The organism is Aureibacillus halotolerans (genome assembly GCF_004363045.1).
In the GTDB taxonomy this organism is placed as follows: domain Bacteria; phylum Bacillota; class Bacilli; order Bacillales; family DSM-28697; genus Aureibacillus; species Aureibacillus halotolerans.
Window position 1 is genome coordinate 1 of the sequence record NZ_SNYJ01000038.1, and the last position, 2,396, is coordinate 2,396.

The following is a 2,396-nucleotide window of genomic DNA, read 5'->3' on the forward strand; positions in this document are numbered from 1 at the left end:
ATGGGTGATGGCGTGCCTTTTGTAGAATGAACCGGCGAGTTACGTTCTTGTGCAAGGTTAAGCTGAAGAAGGCGGAGCCGTAGCGAAAGCGAGTCTGAATAGGGCGAATGAGTACAAGGTCGTAGACCCGAAACCGAGTGATCTACCCATGTCCAGGGTGAAGGGGAGGTAACACTCTCTGGAGGCCCGAACCCACGCGTGTTGAAAAACGCGGGGATGAGGTGTGGGTAGGGGTGAAATGCCAATCGAACTCGGAGATAGCTGGTTCTCCCCGAAATAGCTTTAGGGCTAGCCTCAAGGAACGAGCTGCGGAGGTAGAGCACTGATTGGACGAGGGGCCCCTACCGGGTTACCGAATTCAGTCAAACTCCGAATGCCGCATGCTTTGCCTTGGGAGTCAGACGGCGAGTGATAAGATCCGTCGTCGAAAGGGAAACAGCCCAGACCACCAGCTAAGGTCCCCAAGTATACGTTCAGTGGAAAAGGATGTGGAGTTGCCCAGACAACCAGGATGTTGGCTTAGAAGCAGCCACCATTGAAAGAGTGCGTAATAGCTCACTGGTCGAGTGACTCTGCGCCGAAAATGTACCGGGGCTAAACGTATCACCGAAGCTGTGGGTGAACACCATTAGGTGTTCGCGGTAGGGGAGCGTTCCAAGGGCAGAGAAGCCTGACCGTAAGGACAGGTGGAGCGTTTGGAAGTGAGAATGCCGGTATGAGTAACGAATGAGGAGTGAGAATCTCCTCCATCGAAAGCCCAAGGTTTCCTGAGGAAGGCTCGTCCGCTCAGGGTTAGTCGGGACCTAAGCCGAGGCCGAAAGGCGTAGGCGATGGAAGACAGGTTGAGATTCCTGTACCACCTCATTTTCGTTTGAGCGATGGGGGGACGCAGGAAGGCAGGGAAGCGCACGGATGGAAGAGTGCGTCCAAGCAGCGAGACGGAATGCGAGGCAAATCCCGCATTCATATACGTGGGGCTGTGATGGGGAGCGAAATTATAGTAGCGAAGTTCCTGTGCGTACACTGCCAAGAAAAGCCTCTAGTGAGAAAATAGGTGCCCGTACCGTAAACCGACACAGGTAGGCAAGGTGAGAATCCTAAGATGTTCGGGAAAACTCTCGTTAAGGAACTCGGCAAAATGACCCCGTAACTTCGGGAGAAGGGGTGCTCTGTTAGGGTGCAAGCCCGAGAGAGCCGCAGTGACTAGGCCCAAGCGACTGTTTAGCAAAAACACAGGTCTCTGCAAAGCCGCAAGGCGACGTATAGGGGCTGACACCTGCCCGGTGCTGGAAGGTTAAGAGGAGGCGTTATCCCTTCGGGGAGAAGCGCTGAATTGAAGCCCCAGTAAACGGCGGCCGTAACTATAACGGTCCTAAGGTAGCGAAATTCCTTGTCGGGTAAGTTCCGACCCGCACGAAAGGTGCAACGACTTGGGCACTGTCTCAACGAGAGACCCGGTGAAATTATACTATGCGTGAAGATGCGCATTACCCGCGACAGGACGGAAAGACCCCGTGGAGCTTTACTGTAGCCTGATATTGAATGTGGGTACAGCTTGTACAGGATAGGCAGGAGCCATTGAAGCCGGACCGCTAGGTTCGGTGGAGGCGCCGGTGGGATACTGCCCTGGCTGTATCGACCTTCTAACCCAGTACCGTGATCCGGTACGGAGACAGTGTCAGGTGGGCAGTTTGACTGGGGCGGTCGCCTCCTAAAGAGTAACGGAGGCGCCCAAAGGTTCCCTCAGAATGGTTGGAAATCATTCGTAGAGTGTAAAGGCACAAGGGAGCTTGACTGCGAGACCTACAAGTCGAGCAGGGACGAAAGTCGGGCTTAGTGATCCGGTGGTTCCGCATGGAAGGGCCATCGCTCAACGGATAAAAGCTACCCCGGGGATAACAGGCTTATCTCCCCCAAGAGTCCACATCGACGGGGAGGTTTGGCACCTCGATGTCGGCTCATCGCATCCTGGGGCTGTAGTCGGTCCCAAGGGTTGGGCTGTTCGCCCATTAAAGCGGTACGCGAGCTGGGTTCAGAACGTCGTGAGACAGTTCGGTCCCTATCCGTCGTGGGCGCAGGAAATTTGAGAGGAGCTGTCCTTAGTACGAGAGGACCGGGATGGACACACCGCTGGTGTACCAGTTGTTCCGCCAGGAGCATCGCTGGGTAGCTACGTGTGGAAGGGATAAGTGCTGAAAGCATCTAAGCATGAAGCCCCCCTCAAGATGAGATTTCCCATCACGTTAAGTGAGTAAGATCCCTCAGAGACGATGAGGTAGATAGGTCCGGGGTGGACGCGTGGCGACACGTGGAGCTGACGGATACTAATCGATCGAGGCCTTCTCTTCAATTGATTTTTGTTTCAACCGTGTGTGTCGGTATCTAGTTTTGAAGGA

At 54.6% G+C, this 2,396-nt stretch carries 1 rRNA gene; it reads left to right on the plus strand.

The features are described 5' to 3' along the window. Positions 1–2,348, plus strand: a 23S ribosomal RNA gene (locus EV213_RS20495); the annotation flags it as partial. Between the last annotated feature and the right edge of the window lie 48 nt (positions 2,349–2,396).